The organism is Streptomyces auratus (assembly GCF_050433025.1).
GTDB classification, from domain to species: domain Bacteria; phylum Actinomycetota; class Actinomycetes; order Streptomycetales; family Streptomycetaceae; genus Streptomyces; species Streptomyces sioyaensis.
Genome location: NZ_JBNGCB010000001.1, coordinates 4,369,213 through 4,387,644, shown reverse-complemented (window position 1 = coordinate 4,387,644; position 18,432 = coordinate 4,369,213). Strand labels below are relative to the sequence as shown.

The window sequence follows — 18,432 nt, the reverse complement described above, 5'->3', positions numbered from 1 at the left end:
CCACAAGCGCGCGGCCGGGCCACGCACTCGCCCACCACCCTCCAGCCGCAACAACCAACAACCGCCTCACCAAAGGACATCCGATGAGTCAACCGGTTCCCGTCCCACACGGTCTCCCCATGGATCGCGATGCGGGTCCCTTCGACCCGCCCCGCGAGATCACCCGGCTGCGCGAGGCTCGCCCGGTCAGTCCCCTGGTCTTCCCCGACGGTCACGAGGGCTGGCTGGTCACCGGCTACGACGCGGTCCGCCGGCTCATGGCCGACACCCGGTTCAGCTCCCGCCAGGACATCGGCGTTCTCCACGTCCCGTACGAGACCCCCGGCATGCCCGTCCCCACCGAACCGTCCCCGCAGATACCGGGCCTGTTCATCGCCATGGACCCGCCGGACCACACCCGGCTGCGGCGCAGGCTCACCGGCGCCTTCACCGTCAAGCGCATGAAAACGCTCGAAGAGCACATCATCGCCATCACCGAGCGACAACTGGACGCCATGGCGCGCCTCACCCCGCCGGTCGACCTGGTCAAGGAGTTCGCGCTGCCGGTGCCTTCGCTGGTGATCTGCGAAATGCTCGGTGTCCCCTACGCGGACCGGGAGACCTTCCAGGTCAACTCCGCCAAGTTCATGGTCAAGGACGTGACGCTCGACGAGAAGATGGCCGCGTACGGCGCACTGACCACGTACCTCGCCGAACTGGTCACGCGCAAACGCGCCGAACCCGGCGACGACATCCTGTCCGATCTGGCCCGCCAGGACGACCTCACCATCGAGGAGCTGACCGGCGCCGCCTTCCTGCTGCTGCTCGCGGGCCACGAGACCACCGCCAACATGCTGGCACTGGGCACCTTCGCGCTCCTGGAGCACCCCGAGCAGCTGGCCGAACTGCGCGCCACCCCGGATCTGCTGCCCGGTGCCGTCGAAGAACTCCTGCGCTACCTGTCCGTCGCCGACACCTTCTATCGCTACGCCACGGAGGACATCGAACTCGGCGGCGAAACCATAGCCAAGGGATCGACCGTCGTCGTCTCGTTACTGGCCGCCAACCACGACCCGAAGCGCTTCGAGAACCCCGACACCCTGGACATCCACCGCAAGGCCCGCGGCCACCTGTCCTTCGGCCACGGCATCCACCAATGCCTCGGCCAACAACTGGCCCGCATCGAAATGCGCGCCGGTTTCGACGGCCTGCTCCGTCGCTTCCCGACCCTCAAACTCGCCATCCCCGCCGACGAGGTGAAACTCAGGACCGACATGAACATCTACGGCGTCCACGAACTCCCGGTCACCTGGACGGAAACGCCCCGGTAAAACCGTCGGCCGCCAGCCCCTCTGTGCCTGCCAAATCCGTGCCAGATCCGCGCCAGATCCGCACCAAACAGGCCGGCACAACGCGGTCAAGAGCGGAGCGGCCAGCCACCGATGCACGGCGATCGGGCACGACAACGGCCCCTCGACCGGGAGTTACCTGGTCAGGGGCCACTTTCACTGCTCCACCTGCGGAGGCTGTGCTCGCTGAACACGGGAGTCCCCACGTGTCGGCGGCCTTCTCTTCCACCGTGACCGCCCTCGGAATCGCGCGAATGCCGTGCCGTTCAGGTGACCGAACAGGTAAGCGGAACTAGGCGCTACCGTGGCCCACTCCTTCGGTGGATCTCCACGGGCGACGGCCCTACAGGTGAGCCAGGCTGACGGCATGACGAATGCCCCATCACCGGGAAGACGCCGACGCTGCGATCATGGTCATGGCCGGGCCTTCGTGGCTGCAGCCGCTGTTCTCGCCGTCGGGATCGGTGGTGGGCTCGTCACGGCATGCGGTTCTGACGAGAACTCCGCCCAGAACGAGCTCAGGAAGCGCCTCGCCGCCACCGAGCGGCAGCTGCCCAAGGACGAGGTGCACGCCACCTTCCAGAAGCTCGCCGATGCCATGACCGCGGCCAAGGACGCGGGCATGAGCGACAACGAAATTCTCGCCGAGGTGATCGCGTCCAACGTCCGCCAGTGGAATCGGCGCGGAGGGCTGGCGGCCTACACGGCGAACGACCAGGCGTTGTCCGAGGAGACTCGGAAAGGTCAGGTCGTGACCGTCCCCGCTTCCTCCGGGCAGAACGACAAGCCGCCCCGAGGCTCCCTCCGTGCACAGGCGAAGAAACACGGGGCGCCGGCCCAGCCGGCCGCGTCGCAGGAAGTCGTGGGGGTGTTCGCCAACGGCATCGCCAACACCGGAAAGGACGGACTCGCGGTCACGGCCGCGTTGAAAGACACCCTGAAACAGGACATCAGCCTCGCCTACAACCGTAGCTTCCGAGACGCCGCCGTCTCCATCCAAGACGGCCGGCAGTCGGTCGACGCGATCAAGGACAAGATCCCTGACTCGGATGCCAGGGACCTCGCCCTCACGCTGACCAACGAGTACAAATGGCCCGGGGGCGGACTGTCCCAGGCCATGGGAGTCGACCTGTTCAAGAACTCCCTTTTCAAGACGGTGATGGAGTACGCCGGGAGCGACGCGCAGGCTCGGACGAACCCGGCGTACGACGGCCTGATGGATCAGGGCCGCAAGGCTCTGAACGCCGGAAAACCTGTCGTCTTCATCTGCCACAGCGAGGGATGCTTCGCGGGAATGGTGGCCAAGAAGGACCTGGACAGCGAAATCGCCAAGGCGCGTGAGGCGCGAGGTGAACCCCCCGGCCCCTCCCCGGTCGGGACGCTCTACATCGCGCCTCCCTTCGGGAACGAGGGCACGGAGACCCTGTCCACGGGCGACAGCAAGTACGTCCTGATCGACGGGGACATCATCATGACGATTCACGACCCGGGGGTGTTCTACTCCCTCGACCCCACTACGGAAGCGAAGCCCCCGCAGCCGACGGATGCCATCGGCAAGCACTTGATGACCACGTACCTCCAGGACGGTTCCGCATCGCGTCAGCAGATCATCAAGGCTTTCGAGGACCTCAAGAAGAACCTGTGCAGGCCGGTTCCCGGCGGCGGGCAGAAGGGCCGCCCCGGCCAGGAGGGGTGCGGCGTGATGGCGCCGCAGCCCAGTGGACCGACCGAGAGCAACGCACCGGGCCAACCGCCCGGCGGACCGACCGAGAGCAACGCACCGGGCCAGCCACCCGGCGGACCGACCGAGAGCAACGCACCAGGCCAACCGCCCGGGGAGACCCCGCAGCACACCCCCGGACAAGAGCCCAGCGAGCCCGGCGGTCAGCCGCCGAGCACTGAAGAGCCGCCCCAAACGCCCGAGCAGCCCCCCGGTGAAACACCGGAGAACCCCTGCTGCGAGCAAAGCTCTTACACCACAGGATGGGGCGTCCATCCACTAGCCGATGCCAGACGAACGGCCCCTGCCGACCCAGCCCTCATCTATCCAAAGATTCGCCGCACGATGCGAATCACAGCCGTTGAGGCGACACGGGACCACCATCCCCGGGAGCCTGACCGTGCTCCAGATAGGCCACCCGCCCTTCAACCCGTGCCACTGCCGCAGCGACGATTCGCCGAGCCGGCCGCGGGATGGTGAGGTCAGTGACAACGCCCAACGGGTGGAAGTCGTACGCCCCGATCTCCGTGACGTGCCATTCGATCCGATCCCGGAGTTCCGCCGGCAGCACACCGCCGTCGATGAGGTAGAGCACCTTGTCGCCTTCAGCTGGACCGGGTGCCCAGTCCACGGCGAGGAGACGGCCGATCTCAGGCGAGACGCCCAGTTCTTCGCGGACCTCCCGGACACCCGCCGGCAACGGTGACTCGCCGACTTCTCAACTTAGCGACCAGGAGTCTCCCGGTACTCCTTGTACGTCGGCTCCAGCATCAGAACGGCGGCACCTGGACCCGGTGGAAGTCGCCACCACAGAGTGAGGTCGCGCCACCGGCCGAATCCTGGCCACACGCCCTGGTCACGACTGAGATCCGGGCGCATGAGGTGAGACAGCAAAAGCAGTCGGAGCGGGCCCGTGGAAGTACCGGAACCCGCTCCGACCTGCATGTTCTTCTACCTCTGCGGAGGCTGTGGGATTTGAACCCACGGTGACGTTGCCGCCACGACAGTTTTCAAGATGTCTTCCCGGATCATGCAGGGTGAGCCGTTCGTGCAGGTCAGCGGCTGGCCGGAGGCTCTTCCCCAGTCTGAGGACTGTCACCGTGCCCTCCGCGTGCCCCTAGATCGATGTCGTGCCCTCCGATCCAGGACTCGGACGCCTCGGCCACCTGAGCATCCCGACCGGCAGCAGGACGGGCGTAGTGGCGCGTGGTCACGCTGGCATTGCTGTGCCCGAGCCGATGAGCCACCGTCATCACTCCGTACCGATCCGCTACCCAAGTGGCGTGCGAGGCTCGCAGATCGTGCGGGGTGACGTCCTTCAGCCCGGCCGCCGCCACCGCCGGATTGAAGTACGCCTTGCGCCACTGGTTGTACCGGAGCGGGTTGCCGGCGCGGTTGGTGAACAGGAGCGCGTCCTCTCCACCGGACAAGCGGTCGAGATACGCCGACAGCCGCTCGACCAGCGACGGGGCGAGCGAGAGAACGCGCTTCTGATGTGACTTCGGCGTGTCGAACACCAGGGCCCCGTTGGCTTCCGCCAAGTTCTCGTCCACGACCAGGAGGCGGGCGCCGACGTTGATGTCTGCTCGCCGAAGGGCGAAGGCCTCACCGATACGCAGGCCAGCGAAGGCCAGCAGGGCGATCAGCAGATCGTGCGGCGCCTTGGCGTTGGAAACGATCTCCGCTGCTTCCTGCGGCGTGAGGATGTGCGGCTCTGTCTGAGGCATGCGCGGCAGACGCACCCCACGGCACGGCGTCACAGCAATCAGCCCGTTGTCCACGGCCGAATCCATGATCTGTGCCAGCACTCGGTAGCACTGCCGGATCCAGGACGCTCCCATGCCGTCCGTCTGCATCTTGGAGACCCACTCCGCCACCGTGATGGGGCGCACGCTGGAGAGCTCCCGGTCACCCAGTACCGGGTTGATCCGCGAATTGATGATCGAGCGGTACGTAGCCCACGTCTTGTGCTTGAGCTGCGGGCCCACGGAAGCCAGCCAACGACCCGCCCAGTCCTGAACCGTCGCCTTGCCCTCAGCAGGATCGAGCCAGCGTCCCTCTTCGATCTCGATCCGCTTCCTGGCCAGCCACAGGTCCGCATCCGTGGTCGTCGGGAACGTTCGATCCGCCGGGCGGAGAATGCCGTCCGGCCCGGGGTAGCGCACCTGATAGCGCCCCGAAGGCAGCTTGCGCACCCGGCCGAACTGGCGACGGCTCTTGCGCTTACCCGGCATCAGGCCACCGCCCGCAGAGGACGGAGCGGAGCGACGGGCTGCACCGTGTTGTCCTCGATGAACACGGCAACGGCGCTTTCGGGAACACGGACATGGCGACCGATCTTGACGAAGGTGATGCGCCGTTCCTCGATCAGCCGCCGGGGGAACCGGACCGTCGTACCGAGCCGTTCAGCAACCTCTTGCACGGTCAGCAGGCGATCAGCCACGGTCACCACTCCCCTTCTGTGTCGAGTTCGGCGCGGACTTCACGGGCGATCTGCCGGTTGGCTTGGATCTCCTTGGCGAGGTTGGCGGCGAGCCAGGATTCGCCGGGCGTGTGGCCATGGCCGGCGTAGGCCCAGTGGGCGATGACGCGGGTGGTGGCCTCGGGGTGGTCGTCGGGGTCGGGGAGGCCGAGGGCGGTGCGTTGTTGGGTGGCGCGGTAGTCGGCGCGGACCTGGCGGAGGGCGCCGAGGGTGGTGGAGTAGCGGCGGGATTTGGTGGAGAAGTGGCCGCGGAAGCCCAGCATGTGCGCCCACTGCCAGAGCCGCCGGTCGGGGTACAGCTCGTCGAGGTCCCGGCAGGCGCGGATGAGGCGGCGGGTGTGGTCGGGCAGGTCGGGGTGCTTGTCGAGTTCGTGGAGTTCGCCGATGCGGCGGTCCACGGTGCCGGTGGTCTCGGCGGCCTTGGTGGCGTACTTCGCCACGTAGGACGCGACGGCCTGTTCGGTCAGGTCCTCACCGGCTCCGAAGGCGCCGATGCGCTGGACGTCGAGCTGCTTGCCCCAGCGCAGGACGCGGGCAGGTTGGTCTCCGGCCGATGCGAGGTCGATCTCCGCACGGGCGGCAGCAGCCTTGAGGGCGTCGGTGAGGAGATCGTGGGTGGCCCAGGCCGGGGGCGCGGTGTCCGGGCCGTCGGGACCGTCGAAACGGATGACGGCGTGGAAGTGGATCGCGCCACGCTTTTGGTACTCGGCGACCTTGCCGTAGGAGACCCGGAGCTGTTCTTTGAGGGTCTTCTGCGTGATGCCGGCGCGGCGGGCCAGCTCGCGGGGCAGGTAGATGGTGACGTAGCGCCAGAGGTGTCCGGCGTGGTTGTTCCACAGCACCGCACCCGCGTAGTCGTAGCGCTCCGGGTCCAGCGCGGTCCCGAGTTCGGGGGCGTCCTCCTGGTGGTGGGTGCCGCAGCGGCAGGGACGGCGGCCGTTGTCGGGGCGGTTGTGCACCGGACCGAAGGACGGAGCGGTGAGCGTGGCGAAGACGCGGGGGTGGTCGCGGACGGTCTCAGGGGTGCCTTTGGCTTCGTCGCCGGTGAGGCCTGCGCGGATGAGGTGGTAGGTGTCGCCCGCGTAGGTCCAGGCGCAGGAGGGGCAGCGCGACGCACGGCGGTTGCCACAGGCCACCCGGAGGCGTCCGCCGGGCTCGGCATCGGTGGAGTAGGCGTGCAGGACGGTGCCGGTCGCGCGGTCGATCGTCTTCGTGGTCCCGGTGAGGTGGATCGGGTCGGCGCACGCGCCGGTGCGGCGGATCTGGTCTTGCCAGCGGTCGAAGCCGGGGGACCCGGCCACGCGGAGGAGGTCCCCCAGGGTGGTCGGGTCCAGGCCCGCCAGGGTGGCGGCGTCGGTCATCGGACACCCCGTCCGGTGCAGGCGTTCTTGTGGGCGGTGTAGTCCTCCACCAGGGTCTTGACGTCGGCGTCGCCGTTGGCGTGGTCTTCCGCACCGCAGCCGCAGACGTAGTCGCCTTCGGCGGTCGTGTACTGGCTGCCTGCCTTGACGCGCAGGCCGGGGAAGTCGGCGGTGGGACGGGCGGTCTTGGGGAACATGCCGGTCACCTCGCGATCTGCGGGGCGAGGCGGGCGGCGGCCGGGGCATTGCCGGTGCCGTGGCAGGTCCGGCAGGTGGCGGTGATGGTGCGGCGGGTGCCGTCGGGGTTGGTCTGGCCGGTGGTGATGGCGACGGCGGGGAAGCCGTCGCAGTCGCGGCAGACGCGAGTGCGGGCGGGTGTGCGGGTGGCGTTCTCGGGCATGATGAGGAGTCCCTTTCGGGTCGAGTGGTCTGGAAGGGGTTGCTGGCGCCCGGGGCGGCGGAAGTTTGGCGACCGAGGCCGCCCCGGGGGCCGTTCAGCTCTTGTGCTGCTTGCGAGCGAGCTTGATCGTGATGCTGGCGCCGCCGATGGTCGGCACTGCGGCTGCGGCTGCGGCGGCGGCGATCTGGAAGGCGAGGGCGAGCACGATGAGGACGACCGAGGCGCCGAGGGTGATCGCGACCGTGAGCAGGATCGGGCCCGCGTAGGAGCGGGGCGGGGCCTGGACGATGACGACGTTGCGCGGATCGACGCCGGGCGGGATCAGATGTGCCGGGCGGTGGTTGGCGCGGAGTTGGGCGTCCGGGTAGCGCACGGCTGCCTCCCTTCGGTGGCGGGCTACTTGATAGCCGTGCCGATCACGGGGCCGAGGAAGCTGTTGGCGAGGAGGTAGCCGCCGAGCAGGAACACGGCCACGAGCCACCAGGGCGGGCGGACGAGCTTGATGCTGAGAATTCCGACGACGATCAGGGCGAGCCAAAGCGGGACGTTCACGGCGGTACCTCCTAGGCGTTGCAGCGGTGGGTGCGGGCGGCGAGTTCGGCGCCGGAGCGGTCGCGGTAGTCGGCGGAGAAGCCACAGCCGGGAGCGGTGCAGGCAGCGGTGTGCTTGGTGCGGCCACGGCCGTCGTGGTGGCTGCCGACCTGGACGGGGCCGATGCGAAGCACGTCGTAGAAGCGGTTCGGACGAGGCATCGAAGTCACCCCTCCCGGCGGACCGAGTCCCCGGCGTGCACGTCGAGCCAGCGGCGGATGGCGGGCTGCTCGTCGCGGGTGGCCTGGTCGATGGCGGCCGTACCGAGCTGAAGCGCTTCGACGATGCGCCCGCTGCGGGCGAGTTCAACGGCGAGGTTCAGGGCGACGAGGGTTAAGGGACGCATGCGTTCTCCAGTCAGGCGAGTTGGGCGGTGATGGCGTCCGCGAGCACCGGCGGGACGCCCAGGCGGGCGCGCAAGGTGTCGCGGTCGATCGGCGTACCGGTCGTGGCGCGGTGGGTTTCGGCGATCTTCCGGGCGTGATCCAGCAACGCCGGCGGGACCGAGGCAACCGGCCGAGCGGCAGCCGCAGGCTCAGGCGCCGGTGCAGACAGAGCAGGCTCGACCGGCGGGGCGGCCGGCTTATCCGGGGCCTCAGGTACCGGCTTGGGTGCGGGCAGAGTCGCGGGCGGGATCTGCGCCGGCTCCGTCTCCGGCAGGCGCTCCACGCTGGCCTCTTCGGCGCGGGCCGGTTCCTGGGCAGGGTCGGCTTCTGCTGGTTCGGTGGCGGGGGTGTGGGCGAGAAGCGTGCCGCCGAGGAAGGCCAGAGCAGGCCATCCCGCGACGAGGATCCGCAGCCAGGCCGGCACGGCGCCCAGGTCGAGAAGTCCGGCCGTGGCGATGTTCGCACCCAGCGATGCGGCCAGGGCGATCACGAACCAGGTCCAGGCGGCCCGGGCGCCCCGCTCGTCAGCCCGCATGGTGCGCAGGCGTCGCCAGGCAGCGACGAAGAGCAGATCGACGCTGACGGGATAGGCCCAGGCTTTCCAGCCGTGCTGTCCGGCCGCTTCGGCGATGTCGTGGAGGTGAGCGAAGGACAGGGCACCAGCGATCACAGCCTGAACAAGCACAGCGTCCAGGCGGAGCTTGGAGCGCATCGCGGTTCCTCCTTCCGGAATCGAGCCGGGCCGGGCGGCTCGTGAGTGCCGCCCGGCTTCCGGCGGTCAGTAGCGGTCGGGCGTGGGGTCGATGCGGGTGCCGAGGCAGCGGGGGCAGAGCACGTCCGTGGACCCGACGGAGCGGCGGCGTCCTCCCCGGCCGGCGTGGACGGACTCGGTCTCCCAGCCGGTGCCCCGGCACTTCGGGCACTCCGGCGCAGAGGCCTCCTTCGTCGCCGTGCGGCGGGCAGTGGTCTTGCGGGCAGCCACCGAGATCACCGCCGGCGCGACTGGAAGCGGGCACGACCGCGCGGGCCAATGTCGATGCCTGTCGAGTCGCACGGGTCGCAGCCGGCGGAGGACTTGCGGTCTTCTCCCGAGCCGTCGCAGTCGTCACACGGCGGGCACCCTCCGAACGCCTTGCTCTTCTCGTTGTAGGCGCGCTCTTCCTGGCTCTTGCGTCCGAACATGAGGTTCTCCTTGGTGTTTGAGACATGGGTGGGGTAGGGACCTGGCGCGAGACGGTCACGCCAACCGATGTGCGGGGAAAGGCAGTTACTCAGTGACGGGCTGCGGCTTGAACAGCGGCACCGCATCATCAGTCGTCGGCTCGGCGACAACGGCCGGCCGGAAGGGCGCCAGAGCCGGGAGGTCCGGCGTCAGGTGCGCGTAGGCGCGGCAGACCTGAGCCGCTTCGGCGGGGGACATGGCGGGGGTACGGATGCGGGACCAGCCACCGGAGGAGTCACCAGCAACCGCAACGCCGGGCCGGTCCGCCGGGATCGTCGTTGCCGCGAACACGGCATCGGGAGCGATGTCACCCAGACCCATTTCAGCGGTCTGCTTGTCATTGACGCGGTGCACCACACGGCCGCTGAGCTGGGCACGAAGCATGGTGGCGCCCTTGCCGAGCTCGGAGCCGAAGCGCTGCCCGCACACCTCCAGATAGATGCCGACCGCACGGGCCATCTGCGCGAGGCGCACCATCTGCATGACCATCCGGTCCCGGCGTTCCTCATCCTTCTTGGCGGCGATCAGGAACAGCTCCGCCACCTCGTCGACGAGGACCACCAGCGGCACCGGACGCACCTTGGCGGGCAGGTCCCACAAGTCCGAGACGTGATGCTCGCTGAGCTGGTCGAAGCGGTTTTCCATCTCCTCGACCAGCACGCCCAGCACCTGTGAGGCAGTCTCCGGCGTTGTGGCCAAGGCAGACAGACGAGGCGCATACGCGCTCTGCTCCACCCCGCGTTTGCAGTCGATCCCCACCAGCCCCACCGGCATCTTCGCCAGGCCGGCGACCAGGTTGCGTTGGAACATCGACTTGCCCGAGAAGTTCGCCCCCAGCGTCAGACTGTGCGGCACCTGCCGGTAGTCGCGCACGAACACGGTCCCGTCATCGCGCAACGCCACCGGCACGACCATGTCCGCAGCCTTGCCCCGGCGCGGCATCCGCACCCGCTTGAGCACGTCGTAGCCGGTCATCCGCAGCTCCACGACACCCGGCTTGGCCTCGATCACGTTGACCGAGTGGACACCCCAGGCATGCCGGAGCCGCTGGGAGGCCGCCGCCACATCCGCGGGCTCCAGACCGGCCGGAAGCCGCAGCGACACACGCAGGCAGGTCGAAGTGCCCCGCACCCGGCGGACCTTCGGCACAACCGGCTGCACCTCACGCCGAGCGACATTGCGCGCCATGAACGCCCGCAGACGAGACGGCTGCACCGTCAGCCCACACACATCCATCGTCGACCGGTACGTCACCGTGAACCGGCCCCAGGTGACCGGCAGGCCCACCAGCGACCAGTACACCCGCGGCGCACGAACCTTCGCGTACCCGAGGCCACTCGCACCTGCTAAGGCGCCGGCCGCTTCGAGAACGGTGGTCAGGTCCGACATGATCAGGCGCCCGCCGTGATCGCGACCGCGCGGAACGAAATCCCGTGCCGCTTCTGGCCGTTGAACTCGTTCTCCCAGTCCCGCGCCTTCAGCCCCACCACCGACACCGGAGCGCCCGGCGTCAGACCCTCCGGGATCCCCGTGTCCGGGACGGTCACCTGGTAGAGGTTCCCCTCTCCCTCGTCGGAGATCAGCAGCCCCACCGTCATCAGCCGGGCGCCGGTCTCACGATCGGTGGCGATCTCGCCGGTCTGCTTGTTCACGAGCTTCGGAGTCGGAGCAGTCGCAACGAACACCACAGCGGTCGAAGTGTCGATCTTGAACGAAGGCATAGAGCACCCCTTGTTGCTGGGGAGGCCACCCCTTCCGGCGACCTCTCTAGACATCTACGAGTGAAGCGCAGATCTCTAGAGACGTCAATAGAGATCTCTAGAGAGGTTCGCGGGAAGGGGCACCGGGCCCGGATGCAGCGACGTAGGCATGTCCTAGGCTGTCTAGAGAGGATGAAAGGAGGGAGACGCAATGACCGCGAATAGCGGCGCTCGACAGCCGAAGTACCAGCGCATTGCTGACGCGCTTCGGGAGGCAATCACGGCAGGTGAGTACGGCCCTGGCGATCGCTTGCCAGGCGAGAACGACCTCATGGCCAAGTACGACGTGGCCCGGATGACGGCCCGGCAGGCTCTTGGAGTCCTGCAGAACGAGGGACTCGCCGAGTCACGCAAGGGCGCCGGCGTATTCGTTCGGGCGTTCCGACCGCTACGACGACGCGGCATCCAGCGCCTCTCCCAAGAGCAGTGGGGCTCAGGCCGCTCGATCTGGTCGGCCGACACCGAAGGCCGGCAGCTCACGGTGGACCAAATCACCGTCACCGAGGAGCCGACTCCTGAGCGGATCGCGGGAGTCCTGGACGTCACCCCCGAGTCGGCTGTCTGTGTCCGCAGTCGGCGATTCGTCCTTGACGGAAAGCCGGTCCTGCTGGCCACGAGCTACCTGCCCGCAGAGCTTGTCGCAGGCTCGGCAATCACCCAGGAGGACACGGGACCGGGCGGTACGTACGCCCGCCTTGCTGAACTCGGAGCCAAGCCAGTCCACTTCCGCGAAGAAGTGCGGTCCCGCATGCCCTCCCAGGACGAAGCGAAGCGGCTCAACCTCTCCATGGGCACGCCAGTGATGCTCATCTGCCGAACCGCCTTTGCCGATGGAGGGCGACCTGTCGAGGTCAACGAGATGACTCTCGACTCCGCTTCCTACGTGCTGGAGTACGACTTCGACGCGTAGCCGTTTCGTGCGGTGGGGCAGGGAGCTGTTACAGGTTTCTCTACGTCATCAAGCCCCGCCCTTCGGCCGGGGAGAGGGTGTGGAGGTGGGGGTGGAAGAGCACTCCGGGAGCTCTCGCGGGTGGTGCCGTTCCCTTGCCGGGTCTCCGGATGCCGATCGCGCGGTATCAGCCCGTTGAGCCCGTGGAGTGCCGATCCAGGCCAGCACCCGCCATCCACCTCATTGGTCAGCGTCTCGCGGCTCGGTCCCCGCAGGAGGGCATGCGGCTTGTGGCACTGGCCTTGTGGGTGCTCTTGCCTTCGGCATCCGGCGCGCAGGCCAACGGCTTGACAGCCGCCGCTACGAATCACACCCCACCGGCCCGCCAAGCGGGCCGGCGCGGGCTCGGGGACTGGGGGCGACGCTCCTGCCTTCGGCCCGCTCCGCCCCCGCCCCCGGCCCCGCGCCACCACAGTTGCCACGGGGTGATCCGCTAGACGCTTTGTCCCGCCCAAAAGCAGCGCCGGACCAAGCAAACACCCCACTGACCAGCACCATCGCCGACACCATCCCTCGAACCCGACCGCGGTCACCCACCATCAGGACTGGCTGAGCAGCGGCCGAGGCACTCGTATCTCAGAGGCATGTCCAGTCGGGAGCCCCGAGGGCGGCGAGGAAGGTGCGAGTAGCGGGTGGAGGAGAGGTAGAGGGTGGAGGAGAGGTAGAGGGTGGAGGAGAGGTAGAGGGTGGAGGAGAGGTAGAGGGTGGAGGAGAGGTAGAGGGTGGCGGCGTTCCGAGACTTTAAGAAATCGACCTTGGCGCGAGCCTCTACGATCGAGCCTCAAATCGGGCTATTGCGGGCAGGTGGCAAGCCTGCCCGATCCGCTGGCGAGCGTACGAGCCTCGATCACTCACCCCAAGGCCGATTTCTCAAACTCTCTCCACGCGATCTGCGCGGGCGCCTTTCCCGTGAATGCCCCTCCCGTGCCTGAAATAAGACGAAAGCGCAGGGGTAGCGGAGTTCACAGCGGCAGCCGGTGGCGAACCACCAGGTACGGACGAGGAACGCATTCTTGTCGTTACGTGTCGAGGATAGGAGGCCAATCGTGTTCATCTTCAGGAGGGTCGCCGTCCGATTCATTCCCTTCACTTGCTTCAGCTCGTTGCCTTCTACTCGCAGACGCGACCTCTGCGATCACTGCCAGGACTACCGCGACGCCTACCAGGTCTACAAGCATCTGCGTCGTTACGATTAGTTTCGCAAGGCTTCCTTGCGGATGTACGTCTCCGAAACCAACTGTCGCCATCACGGTAACCGAGAAATATAGAGCATCCAGGCCGCTGTGTAGATTGCTGAATTGCCCGGAGTTGATATTCTCGATCACTCGATACTCTGCAGCAAAACCGCCCGCAACAACGGCAAGCGTCATCGCGAGCCATGCTGCAAGCCGCGGCCTTCTCGGCGCCACCCTGTTGGCTGCGATCAATGAAGCGGCGCTGAGCGGAATGATGAGTGCAATTAGCAGAAACTGTACAGTAACCCAAATCCGCCAAGCTAAATATTCATAGAGCGGAATGAAGACTACTGCAATCACACCGCAGGGCATTACCAGGTAAGGCCAGGACCTCCACGCCAAGCGCCCGACTCGTTTCAGATCTCTCCGAGTGAGGGCGAGTACATCTTCCTTTTCCTGACTGGACACCGGCTGCCTTTCGAGGCCTCGTGAAGCTGTTCCAATTTCGGTTACCGCAAGCTGCCAGTGCCGTAACATGCGTCACCCAGTCGATGCATTTTGGTGAAAAGCATGTAATTCATGCGACGAGGGCTGGTGGGAGAGCCTGCCTACCGGTCGCGTGTGGCGATGCTCCGCAGTGTTCGCAACCGTTGTCTTGGTTCAGCGGATCAACTGGCCATGTTTCGCTGGTAGTTTGCAAAATTGGCTCCATGCGCTGTCAGTGCCTCATGGGAGGCTGGGCACATGATTGGTGAAGTGCCCAACGTCCAGGCTGGCCAGAAGTTCAGCACCCGTCGTCTTGCGCACGAGGCAGGCGTCCATCGCCCTCTCCAGGCCGGCATCTGCGGTACCAAGAGGGCCGGTGCGGAGTCCATCGTCGTGTCTGGCGGATACAAGGATGACGAAGACTACGGTGACGTCATCGTCTACACGGGGCATGGCGGCCAGGACGGCGCAGGCAACCAAGTCAGCAACCAGTCCTTGGACGATTCTGGTAACGCGGCGCTGGTGACCAGTTGCCTCGAAGGGCTCCCCGTCCGGGTTGTCCGCGGGGGGCAGAGCGGGTCCACCTTCGCTCCCTCGGAGGGCTACCGGTACGACGGCCTCTACCGGGTTACGAGCTACGGCAGCAAGCTCGGCATCGATGGGTTCTTGATCTGGCAGTTCCGGATGGAGGCGTACGACGGCACGCCGATGCCGCAGGCACAGCGGCAGGAGGAGCTTCCTGATCTGGTGGACGAGCCCTTGGTCGACGATGAGAGCAGTCAGCGGCCGGCGGGCAGTGAGGAACCTGGACGGGTCACCACAACTGTGCAGCGGATCGTGCGCAGTAGCGCCGTGAAGCGCCGGGTGAAGGAGTGGCATGACAACCGGTGCCAGATGTGCGAGCTGCGTATTGAGGGACCCGGTGGCAGCTACAGCGAAGGTGCGCACATTCAGGCTCTGGGTAGTCCGCACAACGGTCCGGACACGACAGGCAATGTTCTGTGCCTCTGCCCGACCTGCCACGTGATGTTGGACTTGGGTGTCATTGTTCTCGGCGACGACCTGGCCATCATCCGGGACGGCGAGGTAACGGGAGCCTTGCGCACTCACCCCAAGCATGTGATCGACCTGGAGTGTGTGAAGCAGCATCGCGAACGCTGGCGGCAGTGAGCTGTGCGGTACAGCAGTGGAGTACCGCAACCTCAGCAGCCGCCTACTGCCGGCGACCGCCTCCATAGGCCAGCAGATGGCCTATACAACCGCCGTTGATCGGTCCAGATAGAGCTACGGATCAAAAGCCCACCGTGCCCCTCCCGTGCCCGATCCACCGGGGAATCACGGGGAACGCCGGGTGGTCGCGGTATGCGGACAAGGCGAAGGCCCCTGGCCAATCTTCCTGGTCAGGGGCCCTTTCGCTGCACTGAGCTGCGGAGGCTGTGGGATTTGAACCCACGGTGACGTTGCCGCCACGACAGTTTTCAAGACTGTTCCCTTAGGCCGCTCGGGCAAGCCTCCCCGCGGCACCGGTGCGCGTGGGCGTGCGGTGTCGCGGGATCAGACTAGCGCGTCACTTGTCGCCCGTGCGCTGGCCCAGGGTGACTCGGGTGGTGTGCTCCTTGCCGCCTCGCTTGTAGGTGAGGGTGACCTCGTCGCCGGGCTTGTGCTGCCAGATCTCGCTGATGAGGGTGGGGCCGCTGTCGATCACCGTGTCGTCGAGCTTGGTGATCGTGTCGCCGGGCTTGAGACCTGCCTTGGCGGCCGGGCCGTTCGGGCTGACGGGGTCGGAGCCGTTGTTGCCGGTCTGGGCGATGGTCGCGCCGTTGCCGGTGTCCCGCATGCCGACCTGGACGCCGATCTGCGGATAGACCGGCTTACCCGTCTTGATCAGGTCCTGCGCCACCCGCTTCGCCTGGTCGATCGGGATCGCGAAGCCCAGGCCGATGCTGCCGGACTGCTGGGACTCGCCGCCCAGTCCGCCGCCGTTGCCGGCCGACTGGATGGCGGAGTTGATGCCGATGACGTTGCCGCCGGCGTCCATCAGCGGGCCGCCGGAGTTACCGGGGTTTATCGAGGCGTCCGTCTGCAGCGCGCTCATGTACGAGGCGCTGGCGCCGCCGCCGTCGCTGGAGGCCACCGGGCGGTCCTTGGCGCTGATGATGCCGGTGGTGACGGTGCCGGACAGGCCGAAGGGCGCGCCGATGGCGATCGTGGCGTCGCCGACCTGCACCTGGGAGGACTTGCCGAGCGGAAGGGGGTTGAGCGGGGCGCCGGAGGCGTTCTTGAGCTTGATCACGGCGACGTCGTAGCCCTGGGCGTGGCCGACGACCTCGGCGTCGTACTTCTTGCCGTTGGAGAACGTCGCGGTGAGCTTGCCGCCGCCGGCGGCACCGGCGACGACGTGGTTGTTGGTGAGGATGTGGCCCTGCTTGTCGTAGATGAAGCCGGTGCCCGTGCCGCCCTCGCCGCCGGCACCCTGGGCCTCGATCGTCACGACGCTCGGCAGCGCCTTCTGCGCTATCCCGGAGACGGAGGTGGGCTTGCGGTTCAGCGCCCCGGCGTCGCCGGGCGCGGAGACCGTCGTCGAGGCGTCGTCGCTGCGGCCCGCCAGCCAGAAGCCGACACCGCCGCCGACACCGCCGAAGACCAGCGCGGCCGCCAGGACGGCCGCGATCAGACCGCCATTGCGCCGCTTGGGAGCGGGGTTCCCGGTGAAGCCCCAGGGGTCACCGCCGCCACCGCCGCCATAAGGGGGACCGCCCCAGCCGCCGCCGGCGCCCGCTCCGGGGGCACCGTGTGCGGCGGTGCCGTACGGGGGGAACTGGGCGGTCTGTTCGGTCGTGGGCTCGTCGCCGGGGCGGCCGAAGCCGTGCTGCGGAGGGTGCCCGGCGTCGTAGGGCGGCATCCGCCCCGGGTCGCCGGAGCCGGCCCCGCCCTGGGACGAGGCGGTGGCCGGCGCGAAGTCGGGCGGCGGGGGCGCCATGGGGGGAGCGGCCGGCGGCGGGGCGCCGGGAGTCCGGGCGCCGGAGGCGGAGGCACCGTCCGGCTGCGGCCCGGCCGGCGGCTTGGCCTCCGACGGGACGGCGGCTCCCTCGTTCTCGGTGCTCACAGCTCTCTCCTCAGCTTCACGACTGTCGGCGTCCACGGTCCCGCGGGCGGTTGCCCTGTCCGCCTCATGCCTCAGCTGTCTGAAGCCTGGGGCGCGCCGTTTCTTCCGGGGCTTGCAGTTCGGCCGGACCCTGGGGGTGCGTCCGGGTGGTGCGGTCTCGTCCTGCCGGCGGGCCGGGTGGTCCGCCGGGTGGTGCGGTTGTTCCGTGCCGGCGGGCCTTGCGGGCCCTCCGGGTCGTACAGCTCCTCGATGCCGGCACATACGGAACCCGGCACTCCAGGATTCAGGATCCGGGATCCGGGCGATGCGGGCGAGTCCCGGTCCGCCGGTCCGGGGCCGCGGGCCGTGGCCCACCGGTCCGTCGGGCAGCTCCCGTCCGTCCACGAGACCCGGTCCGTACGTCCGGTCCGGGCCATTCGGGCCGGACGACACGGGCGAGTCTCCGTACCAGCCTTACCCACAGCGCGTCAGAGCACCGTAAGCCGAGACTGTGACTGTCCCCTCATCCTTTATCCCGGACAAAACCGGCGCATCCCCTGTTCCGCGGCGTAGGGAATGCACCCGCAGGCCCGGCAGCAGTGGGTGGCACGATAACGCGGTGACCTATGTACGCCCCGCCCAGGACGCCCGTCCGGATCGTCCCGCCATGTCCGTCGTAGCCCATCGCGGTGCCTCGGAGGACGCGCCGGAGCACACCCTGGCCGCCTACCGCAAGGCGATCGAGGACGGCGCGGACGCCCTGGAGTGCGATGTCCGGCTGACCGCCGACGGCCATCTGGTCTGCGTACACGACCGGCGGGTGAACCGCACCTCCAACGGGCGCGGCTCGGTCTCCGCCCTGGAACTCGCCGACCTCGCGATGCTCGACTTCGGCTCCTGGAAGGCCGAGGGGTTCGCGAACGAGGCGCCGGACCGGCAGCACGAGGACCCCGAGCGGACCGCCGTCCTGACGCTGGAGCGGCTGCTGGAGCTGGTCGCCGACGCGGACCGCCGGGTCGAGCTGGCCATCGAGACCAAGCATCCGACGCGCTGGGCCGGACAGGTGGAAGAGCGGCTGGTCGAGCTGCTCGGCCGGTTCGGGCACACGAAACCGGCCATGCGCGCCGACTGGACACCTCAGGTCCGGGTCATGAGCTTCTCGGCACGTTCCCTGCACCGTGTCCGGGCCGCGGCGCCCACCGTCCCCGGGGTCTACCTGATGCAGTTCCTCACCCCCCGGCACCGCGACGGCCGGCTCCCGCCCGGTGTCGGCATCGCGGGCCCCGGCATCCGGATCCTCCGCTCGCACCCCGACTACGTCGCCAAGGCGCACCGCGCGGGCCACCAGGTCCACGTGTGGACCGTCAATGACGCTGCCGATGTCGAGCTCTGCCAGGAATTGGGAGTGGACGCAGTCATTACAAATCGCCCCAAGCAGGTACGAATCCAGCTCGGCCTGAGCTAAAGCCCCTCACAGGGTGTGCACC

General features: G+C 67.9%; 21 protein-coding genes and 1 tRNA gene. 5 read left to right on the top strand and 17 right to left on the bottom strand.

What is annotated here, in order from left to right; all coding sequences use genetic code 11:
- The first annotated feature begins 83 nt into the window (after positions 1–83).
- On the top strand, positions 84–1,310 hold the full coding sequence (locus BKA18_RS19155; RefSeq protein ID WP_366043976.1) for a cytochrome P450: 1,227 nt from the start codon (positions 84–86) through the stop codon (positions 1,308–1,310).
- Between the two features lie 385 nt (positions 1,311–1,695).
- Positions 1,696–3,528, top strand: coding sequence for a hypothetical protein (locus tag BKA18_RS19150; RefSeq protein ID WP_366043975.1), 1,833 nt, complete (start codon positions 1,696–1,698; stop codon positions 3,526–3,528).
- A gap of 575 nt (positions 3,529–4,103) precedes the next feature.
- Here the strand turns inward: BKA18_RS19150 and BKA18_RS19140 are convergent.
- The 14 genes from BKA18_RS19140 to BKA18_RS19075 all read right to left on the bottom strand — a co-directional run bounded on the left by BKA18_RS19140 (position 4,104) and on the right by BKA18_RS19075 (position 11,211).
- On the bottom strand, positions 4,104–5,282 hold the full coding sequence (locus BKA18_RS19140; RefSeq protein WP_366043974.1) for a tyrosine-type recombinase/integrase: 1,179 nt from the start codon (positions 5,280–5,282) through the stop codon (positions 4,104–4,106).
- Complete coding sequence (locus tag BKA18_RS19135) at positions 5,282–5,497, bottom strand: excisionase family DNA-binding protein (RefSeq protein WP_366043973.1); 216 nt, start codon at positions 5,495–5,497, stop codon at positions 5,282–5,284. Before BKA18_RS19135 ends, BKA18_RS19140 begins: the two co-directional genes overlap by 1 nt.
- The gene (repSA, locus tag BKA18_RS19130) at positions 5,494–6,891 is read right to left on the bottom strand and encodes a replication initiator protein RepSA (protein ID WP_366043972.1); all 1,398 of its coding nucleotides are present in this window, start codon (positions 6,889–6,891) and stop codon (positions 5,494–5,496) included. Before repSA ends, BKA18_RS19135 begins: the two co-directional genes overlap by 4 nt.
- Positions 6,888–7,088, bottom strand: a complete 201-nt coding sequence (locus BKA18_RS19125; RefSeq protein ID WP_366043971.1) for a hypothetical protein — start codon at positions 7,086–7,088, stop codon at positions 6,888–6,890. The genes repSA and BKA18_RS19125 overlap by 4 nt, the downstream gene beginning before the upstream one ends.
- A gap of 5 nt (positions 7,089–7,093) precedes the next feature.
- Positions 7,094–7,291 (bottom strand): hypothetical protein, encoded by a 198-nt coding sequence (locus tag BKA18_RS19120; RefSeq protein WP_358916291.1) that lies wholly within the window; start codon positions 7,289–7,291, stop codon positions 7,094–7,096.
- 94 nt (positions 7,292–7,385) lie between these two features.
- Positions 7,386–7,664, bottom strand: a complete 279-nt coding sequence (locus tag BKA18_RS19115; RefSeq protein ID WP_366043970.1) for a hypothetical protein — start codon at positions 7,662–7,664, stop codon at positions 7,386–7,388.
- Positions 7,665–7,687: 23 nt separating this feature from the next.
- Positions 7,688–7,843 carry a hypothetical protein gene (locus tag BKA18_RS19110; protein WP_366043969.1) on the bottom strand — a complete coding sequence of 52 codons (156 nt, stop codon included), beginning with the start codon at positions 7,841–7,843 and terminating at the stop codon, positions 7,688–7,690.
- A gap of 11 nt (positions 7,844–7,854) precedes the next feature.
- A complete protein-coding gene (locus BKA18_RS19105) occupies positions 7,855–8,043 on the bottom strand; it encodes a mobile element transfer protein (protein WP_366043968.1) in 189 nt (62 codons plus the stop codon).
- 5 nt (positions 8,044–8,048) lie between these two features.
- A complete protein-coding gene (locus BKA18_RS19100; RefSeq protein WP_366043967.1) occupies positions 8,049–8,228 on the bottom strand; it encodes a hypothetical protein in 180 nt (59 codons plus the stop codon).
- A gap of 11 nt (positions 8,229–8,239) precedes the next feature.
- Positions 8,240–8,980, bottom strand: coding sequence for a DUF2637 domain-containing protein (locus tag BKA18_RS19095; protein WP_366043966.1), 741 nt, complete (start codon positions 8,978–8,980; stop codon positions 8,240–8,242).
- Between the two features lie 66 nt (positions 8,981–9,046).
- A complete protein-coding gene (locus BKA18_RS19090; RefSeq protein WP_366043965.1) occupies positions 9,047–9,250 on the bottom strand; it encodes a hypothetical protein in 204 nt (67 codons plus the stop codon).
- A gap of 5 nt (positions 9,251–9,255) precedes the next feature.
- Positions 9,256–9,450 carry a hypothetical protein gene (locus tag BKA18_RS19085; RefSeq protein ID WP_366043964.1) on the bottom strand — a complete coding sequence of 65 codons (195 nt, stop codon included), beginning with the start codon at positions 9,448–9,450 and terminating at the stop codon, positions 9,256–9,258.
- An 85-nt stretch (positions 9,451–9,535) separates the two neighbouring features.
- Positions 9,536–10,879 (bottom strand): FtsK/SpoIIIE domain-containing protein, encoded by a 1,344-nt coding sequence (locus BKA18_RS19080; RefSeq protein WP_366043963.1) that lies wholly within the window; start codon positions 10,877–10,879, stop codon positions 9,536–9,538.
- Positions 10,880–10,881: 2 nt separating this feature from the next.
- Positions 10,882–11,211: an SCO3933 family regulatory protein gene (locus tag BKA18_RS19075; protein WP_366043962.1), complete on the bottom strand. Its 330-nt coding sequence runs from the start codon at positions 11,209–11,211 to the stop codon at positions 10,882–10,884.
- Positions 11,212–11,401: 190 nt separating this feature from the next.
- On the opposite strand from BKA18_RS19075, the gene BKA18_RS19070 reads away from it, so the two are divergent.
- Entirely contained in the window at positions 11,402–12,160 is a 759-nt protein-coding gene (locus BKA18_RS19070) for a GntR family transcriptional regulator (RefSeq protein ID WP_366043961.1), read from the top strand.
- A gap of 1,058 nt (positions 12,161–13,218) precedes the next feature.
- On the opposite strand, the gene BKA18_RS19065 is transcribed toward BKA18_RS19070, so the two are convergent.
- On the bottom strand, positions 13,219–13,734 hold the full coding sequence (locus BKA18_RS19065) for a potassium channel family protein (protein ID WP_366043959.1): 516 nt from the start codon (positions 13,732–13,734) through the stop codon (positions 13,219–13,221).
- Between the two features lie 384 nt (positions 13,735–14,118).
- Between BKA18_RS19065 and BKA18_RS19060 the strand changes: the two genes are divergently transcribed.
- Entirely contained in the window at positions 14,119–15,030 is a 912-nt protein-coding gene (locus BKA18_RS19060) for a YDG/SRA domain-containing protein (RefSeq protein WP_366043958.1), read from the top strand.
- Positions 15,031–15,288: 258 nt separating this feature from the next.
- On the opposite strand, the gene BKA18_RS19055 is transcribed toward BKA18_RS19060, so the two are convergent.
- Positions 15,289–15,375: transfer RNA gene (locus tag BKA18_RS19055), tRNA-Ser, on the bottom strand.
- A 52-nt stretch (positions 15,376–15,427) separates the two neighbouring features.
- The gene (locus tag BKA18_RS19050; protein ID WP_366043957.1) at positions 15,428–16,966 is read right to left on the bottom strand and encodes a S1C family serine protease; all 1,539 of its coding nucleotides are present in this window, start codon (positions 16,964–16,966) and stop codon (positions 15,428–15,430) included.
- A gap of 646 nt (positions 16,967–17,612) precedes the next feature.
- On the opposite strand from BKA18_RS19050, the gene BKA18_RS19045 reads away from it, so the two are divergent.
- Positions 17,613–18,410 (top strand): glycerophosphodiester phosphodiesterase, encoded by a 798-nt coding sequence (locus BKA18_RS19045; RefSeq protein WP_366043956.1) that lies wholly within the window; start codon positions 17,613–17,615, stop codon positions 18,408–18,410.
- Positions 18,411–18,432: the final 22 nt, after the last annotated feature.

Coding starts and splice junctions, on each gene's coding strand:
- BKA18_RS19155 (WP_366043976.1), top strand. CDS start 84: ATGAGTCAACCGGTTCCCGTCCCACACGGTCTCCCCATGGATCGCGAT.
- BKA18_RS19150 (WP_366043975.1), top strand. CDS start 1,696: ATGACGAATGCCCCATCACCGGGAAGACGCCGACGCTGCGATCATGGT.
- BKA18_RS19140 (WP_366043974.1), bottom strand. CDS start 5,282: ATGCCGGGTAAGCGCAAGAGCCGTCGCCAGTTCGGCCGGGTGCGCAAG.
- repSA (WP_366043972.1), bottom strand. CDS start 6,891: ATGACCGACGCCGCCACCCTGGCGGGCCTGGACCCGACCACCCTGGGG.
- BKA18_RS19125 (WP_366043971.1), bottom strand. CDS start 7,088: ATGTTCCCCAAGACCGCCCGTCCCACCGCCGACTTCCCCGGCCTGCGC.
- BKA18_RS19120 (WP_358916291.1), bottom strand. CDS start 7,291: ATGCCCGAGAACGCCACCCGCACACCCGCCCGCACTCGCGTCTGCCGC.
- BKA18_RS19105 (WP_366043968.1), bottom strand. CDS start 8,043: ATGCCTCGTCCGAACCGCTTCTACGACGTGCTTCGCATCGGCCCCGTC.
- BKA18_RS19100 (WP_366043967.1), bottom strand. CDS start 8,228: ATGCGTCCCTTAACCCTCGTCGCCCTGAACCTCGCCGTTGAACTCGCC.
- BKA18_RS19095 (WP_366043966.1), bottom strand. CDS start 8,980: ATGCGCTCCAAGCTCCGCCTGGACGCTGTGCTTGTTCAGGCTGTGATC.
- BKA18_RS19085 (WP_366043964.1), bottom strand. CDS start 9,450: ATGTTCGGACGCAAGAGCCAGGAAGAGCGCGCCTACAACGAGAAGAGC.
- BKA18_RS19080 (WP_366043963.1), bottom strand. CDS start 10,879: ATGTCGGACCTGACCACCGTTCTCGAAGCGGCCGGCGCCTTAGCAGGT.
- BKA18_RS19075 (WP_366043962.1), bottom strand. CDS start 11,211: ATGCCTTCGTTCAAGATCGACACTTCGACCGCTGTGGTGTTCGTTGCG.
- BKA18_RS19070 (WP_366043961.1), top strand. CDS start 11,402: ATGACCGCGAATAGCGGCGCTCGACAGCCGAAGTACCAGCGCATTGCT.
- BKA18_RS19060 (WP_366043958.1), top strand. CDS start 14,119: ATGATTGGTGAAGTGCCCAACGTCCAGGCTGGCCAGAAGTTCAGCACC.
- BKA18_RS19045 (WP_366043956.1), top strand. CDS start 17,613: ATGTCCGTCGTAGCCCATCGCGGTGCCTCGGAGGACGCGCCGGAGCAC.